Source organism: Exiguobacterium sp. SH5S13 (genome assembly GCF_004337085.1).
In the GTDB taxonomy this organism is placed as follows: Bacteria; Bacillota; Bacilli; order Exiguobacteriales; family Exiguobacteriaceae; genus Exiguobacterium; species Exiguobacterium aurantiacum_A.
This window is the reverse complement of sequence record NZ_SJUS01000047.1, coordinates 1-5,263: the sequence shown is the minus strand read 5'-3', so window position 1 is coordinate 5,263 and position 5,263 is coordinate 1. Positions and strand designations below refer to the sequence as shown.

Annotated in this window: 5 protein-coding genes; 4 read left to right on the top strand and 1 reads right to left on the bottom strand. The window is 32.5% G+C overall.

Features of this window, described 5'->3' with window-relative positions; translation table 11 throughout:
* Positions 1–544 precede the first annotated feature (544 nt).
* From EVJ30_RS14760 to EVJ30_RS14745, 4 genes are all read left to right on the top strand, one after another.
* The gene (locus tag EVJ30_RS14760; RefSeq protein ID WP_236636110.1) at positions 545–928 is read left to right on the top strand and encodes a hypothetical protein; all 384 of its coding nucleotides are present in this window, start codon (positions 545–547) and stop codon (positions 926–928) included.
* Positions 929–1,287: 359 nt separating this feature from the next.
* Entirely contained in the window at positions 1,288–2,070 is a 783-nt protein-coding gene (locus EVJ30_RS14755; RefSeq protein ID WP_131459112.1) for an ABC transporter permease, read from the top strand.
* Positions 2,071–2,091: 21 nt separating this feature from the next.
* On the top strand, positions 2,092–3,585 hold the full coding sequence (locus EVJ30_RS14750) for a hypothetical protein (protein WP_131459113.1): 1,494 nt from the start codon (positions 2,092–2,094) through the stop codon (positions 3,583–3,585).
* Between the two features lie 13 nt (positions 3,586–3,598).
* Positions 3,599–4,240 carry an ATP-binding cassette domain-containing protein gene (locus tag EVJ30_RS14745; RefSeq protein ID WP_131459114.1) on the top strand — a complete coding sequence of 214 codons (642 nt, stop codon included), beginning with the start codon at positions 3,599–3,601 and terminating at the stop codon, positions 4,238–4,240.
* A gap of 207 nt (positions 4,241–4,447) precedes the next feature.
* On the opposite strand, the gene EVJ30_RS14740 is transcribed toward EVJ30_RS14745, so the two are convergent.
* Positions 4,448–4,723 (bottom strand): hypothetical protein, encoded by a 276-nt coding sequence (locus EVJ30_RS14740; protein WP_131469564.1) that lies wholly within the window; start codon positions 4,721–4,723, stop codon positions 4,448–4,450.
* Between the last annotated feature and the right edge of the window lie 540 nt (positions 4,724–5,263).

The window sequence follows — 5,263 nt, the reverse complement described above, 5'->3', positions numbered from 1 at the left end:
CATATCGGATGAGGGAAAAGAAACGGGCCGGCATCCAGCCGACCCGTGTCGATAGTTTCCAAGAGTAACGTGTAAAAAAGGGATTTTTAATCCGTTATTAAGAAGGAATTTTAAACCGCTGTTGACATTTAACAATATTATCGTTTGTATTTCATCACCAAAAATAGCCATTTATGTATTTATAAAATAAATTAGCTTGTTGTGCTTTTCCGTCTTTTTAACGAACGTTAAAAAAACATGTTCGTATGTTGGTTCACATGAATTTTGAAAGCCTTCGTAAATTTGACCATAAAAACACCCCATAAAAGTTGGATTTTTATGTCCAACTTTTATGGGGTAGTTCAAATGAGCACTTTTTATCAAGTGTTTACCGTTTAGGGTTCAGTTCGAAGTAGGTACATTGTATTGTTTATTTAATTTATTTAAATATATATGTAGTACTTTGTATTTATTTTTATATATTACATATTTTTAGGTGTTTTTATCATGTGTAAAGTATTATTATGGAATTTGTAATATAAATTATTGAAAAGAAGAACTTATCTTGAAGAAAAAAACTTTAGCCACATTAGGACTTACAGTCGGTTTATTATCAGTTGTTGGTTTTGCGCAAGCAGGAACTACTGCTACGAGTTATAGCGTGACAGTTGGGGCATATAATGGTGCCGGGAGCTCTTCATCTCAAACTAAGGCGATCTCAGATGCTCGCGGTGAATTGAACTCTAGTATTGTTGGCGGTAACTATACAGTTGACGCTCGTATGGCAGCAACATCTGGTACAGGATCTTGGGTTCGTGGTGTAAGCGATTATGAGACTCGTGGTCTTCCAAATTCAATTAATAAAGGGACTGCTGCACGTGTTCAATTTAGTAACGATCTTACAACTCCAGTAGATGTAAAAGTTACAGGTTCTTGGATAAGTAACTAATAAATATTGTTATTTAAAAGTTAAGATTTATTTGTCTCATGCTAACATAGTAAATAAAAATGTAAACGACTTGAGTTCAATGATATTTAGGACTTAGGTCGTTTTAAATTTTATAAATGATATTCAATAGGCACAATAACTCTTTTTTCACATTCTTTTAGGAAAATAGAAGTGTTTTTATCAATATAGAGTTTCTTTTTTAAAAGTTACTTTACTTAAAAAGGTGCTCTAGAGTAATCTTAAGATAGAAAATAATTCCTTTGATGATAGTAAATATTTGTGAAAAAATTACTCGAATCTTTGATTTGAAAATAATTAATTCCTTAACAAAAAGGATGAAAATGAAGTGAGGTTAATTCATGTTGAAGCAAATAAAAAAAGAATTGTTAAATGCATTGACAACTAAAAATTTAATATTATTTTCGTTTATTATTTTCATTGTCCCTTTAATTCAATTTTTAACAGTGTATAATACTTATGAATTTTTTCAGCCAATCGAAGTTTTTGAGGAGAGTATCTCTACTATTCCGGCAATGATCTTTCCAATTCTTGCGGTTTTAGTATACGTTCCTTCATTTATTTCAGAGTATAAAAATAATTTTTTGACTTATACGAGAACTAGAGTAAACCTTAACGATTATCTAGTTAGTAAAGGGATTGTTAACGCAATTTTAAGCGGAATTGTATTATTTTTAATGGTTTTCGTTACATATTTGTTTGTACAGTTTATTGAGCCTTGGTTAGGGTTAGTAAATTATACACCGATAAGTGAATCGACTGTTGATGTTAAGAATGTATTTTCGTCCTTAATTGAAAACAACCCGTTTTTATATGCCACAATTTATGCTATATGGATTGGATTAAATGCTGCTCTATACGCTACGCTTGCTTATATTCTTGTATTGTCACTTAATAGTATTTTCGTAGCCATCTCTATTCCGTTTATGGGGTATCACCTTTTAAATTTTGTTTCAGGAATTTTCCAGTTTCCACAATTTTCGCCATTGAGTACCTTGTTTCCGTTCAATATTACAGCCCAACCAATTTGGACAGTTTTTGTTCCATTCACAGTAATACTTTTAATCAACTTAATCGTATACAAAGTCTATATTTCAAAAAGAGAAGAATGGACTTTCAATTAAGTAAAGCAGGTGACAAATTTAATGCTTGAAACACTTTTTAAAGAATTTACAAAAATAAAGTGGCTTTTAGTTGGTACAGTAATATTTTTTTATAGCTTATATCTAAAAAAACAAATATTTAGTGCTGCAGGAGAATACTCATTAAATATCAATATATGGGATCCGATATACTCACTTCAAAATGATTCATATCTTATGGTGTATTTTTTAATTCCGATTATAATCTTTACTTCAGTCAAAACAATCACTACTAAATTTGATTATACGTTGCTTATACGACTAAAGTCGTTCAATTCATGGATGCTTTATACGACTAAAAATTTTTTAGTTCAAATCTTCCCTATGTTTATACTGTTGTTTATCCTTAGTTTATTAATGTCTATCGGTTTACCATTCCAGATGAACTGGAGTGAATATAGCACACTAGATAATGGAGTGAATGAATTAAACGAGTTATACTCAAAATTTCAAAATCCTTTAGTACCGCTATTCTTTCAATTCTTATTATGGATAGTTGCTTCAATAAGTCTTCATGGAATGCTGGTTTTATTATTTTTAATGCATCAGAAACACCAGTACTTGTATATCGAGGCAGCTTTATTATTTTTACTTTGTGTTTTTGGATTTAAAATTTTTCCATCAGAATTTAAATTTTTATCTCCTTCAGTTTACTTTACAGTTGCTGCTGCAATAAATGCTTTATCAAGTATATGGATCATTTTTGTAATTCCTATAACGCTTTTTATTTTTGAATTTTTTGTTATTAAATATTTAATCGAATTCAAAAAAATATTTAGGATAATACAAAAAGAGACGCTTCCTTATATTATTTACAGTATATTGATATTTATTTATATTTTGATAACTTTTCAAAATAACAAAGTAGATATTTTAACACTCGGTGACTTAATTACAGTAATTTTCTTGGGAGTAAGTGCTTTTAATTCTTCTTTTGCATCTTTATTTGCATACCTGATTACTTTTTTCGGATTATCATATTTAAGCCAAATTCGACTTTCTCATGAAATCGGGGAAGTAAGTCATTACAAAATTATTAGATACGGAAGTATTGATAAATGGTTCTTCAAAGTATTTATAAAAGAATCATTATTTCTTTTCAGTGTTTTATTATCCATTATAGGATTCGTAATTTTATTTGGAATCTTTAATGGATTAGACCCTTCTTTGAAAACAGACATAACATCACTACAAAATAGTAACTTGATTCTTTTTATCATTTGTTTCTCATTCCTTCAGCTTATATGTTATTTGCTTTTTAGCTTTATTACTTTATGGAAGTCCTCTGAGGGTTACTTTTTACTAATCTTGTTTGGAGTATTATCTTTTATGTTATTACCAGGGATAAATGTGTGGGGTGTTTTTCCGGTTGGATTAAATGCTGTAATCGTTACTGAGTCATTCAGTCTTCAGCATTTACTAATTGTTTTGTTCGCTTATATTGTAGGTTCTTTAATGTTTTTAAAAGTAATGTTCTCTAAAAGTCTTAAAGTATGAAAGGGGTAGTAAAATGGAGATAATAAGTTTAGAAAACGTATCGAAGACATATATGGGCAATAACTTATTTGATAGTGTTGATTTAACAATCAATCAAGGTGAAATTGTTGGTATTGTTGGACCAAACGGATCAGGTAAATCTGTCTTATTTAAAATGATGTGTGGATTCGTTTTTCCTGATGAAGGAACAATAACGGTAAGAAATAACAAGCTACATAAAAAAAACCGCTTTCCAAAAGATTTTGGAATACTTATTGATCGTCCAGGTTACATAGCAAATAAAACAGGTTTTGAAAATTTAAAACAACTCGCTTTGATTCAGGATAAAATTAACGACAAAGAAATTGAAGAAACAATGGTTAAAGTCGGTTTACAACCAAAAAATCAACAAAAGGTAAAAAATTATTCATTAGGTATGAAACAAAAACTAGCGATTGCACAAGCCATTATGGAGAACCAAGACGTTCTTATTTTAGATGAAGCGTTTAATGCGCTTGATCATGACAGTGTAAAATCATTACGAAACATGCTTTTAGATTTCAAGAAGGAAGGAAAAACGATTCTTATAACCAGTCATAATTCTGAAGATATTGATGCGCTGTGTGATAAAGTTTATAGAATCAATCAAAGCAAGGTTGACTTAGTACAAAAATAAAAAATATTTGAAGTGTAAATGATATGGCTCCCTCAAAAATAAACAGTTGAAATAATAAAACTGTTTATTTTTGAGGGAGTTTTGTCTATGTCCAAGAATAAATACTCTGTCAATAAAAAGTTAACAGTCGTTAAAAATTTTGAAGAAGATTTTATAACGATGTGAACCTAGATAAAATTTACAGTTTTTGCTCGATACGATTTTACACTATTGCCGAAGATTCAGAACAGAACTCCGATAGATTAGTGAGGTCACTGAAAAACTCAAAATGATATTGAACAGAGGAGCGTTGTCCCGACCAGAGTTGACGATCCCCTGTTTTCCTTTTGACGAATCCGATTTTGGGGTCCAGGCGAGAGCAACGCGAATCGCCGCCCCACAAAAGAAAAACGCACGTCTTTCGTCTTTGCTCTTCTCGGACGAACCGAGGATGAGATGGTCGAGCACCGGGATGCCGATGACCCGGTTCTTCGTATTGAGCATGATGGCGAGGAACACCTCACAGGCGTCGTCCCCAATGAACGATGACCCGATTTGTCAGGCGCTGTGCGGCGAGTGGATGATGGCGTGCTCGAGGGTGACCATGTCCTCGCGAACCTCCTGTTTGATGCGGATGACCTCGATGATGGCGGATAGTTCCATGATGGTTTGTCCCCTTTCGGATAGATAAGCTGTCCTCAGAACGAACACCGTTGTGCGTCCTGTTGACGGAAACGAAGCGAGCGTCGGGAGACGGTGCAGGGTGTTAACAACAGTTTAAAATTGGTTCTTCCTCACTTTTGATGAATCTTATCTTAGGGAATTAGTTTACTAAAAGGATTGAAGGGATTCCTCATGTTAAACGAGTTTTTTCCGGAACTAGAAATAGTCGACGTGTGTATTTTGCAATACAAATGTGGTTCTTACGCAATGTTGGTGAACGATGATGAGCGACCGTCTGAAGTTGGTCGCTCATTTTTTTGCAATATCAATGAGCAGGGCTCGGCTCAGGATTGCGACAAAGTACCCGAATCCTGAGCAAGT

What these genes read in the sequence shown, in the direction of transcription:
- EVJ30_RS14755 (WP_131459112.1), top strand. Translation starts at nt 1,288, where the DNA reads ATGTTGAAGCAAATAAAAAAAGAATTGTTAAATGCATTGACAACTAAA.
- EVJ30_RS14750 (WP_131459113.1), top strand. Translation starts at nt 2,092, where the DNA reads ATGCTTGAAACACTTTTTAAAGAATTTACAAAAATAAAGTGGCTTTTA.
- EVJ30_RS14745 (WP_131459114.1), top strand. Translation starts at nt 3,599, where the DNA reads ATGGAGATAATAAGTTTAGAAAACGTATCGAAGACATATATGGGCAAT.
- EVJ30_RS14740 (WP_131469564.1), bottom strand. Translation starts at nt 4,723, where the DNA reads ATGCTCAATACGAAGAACCGGGTCATCGGCATCCCGGTGCTCGACCAT.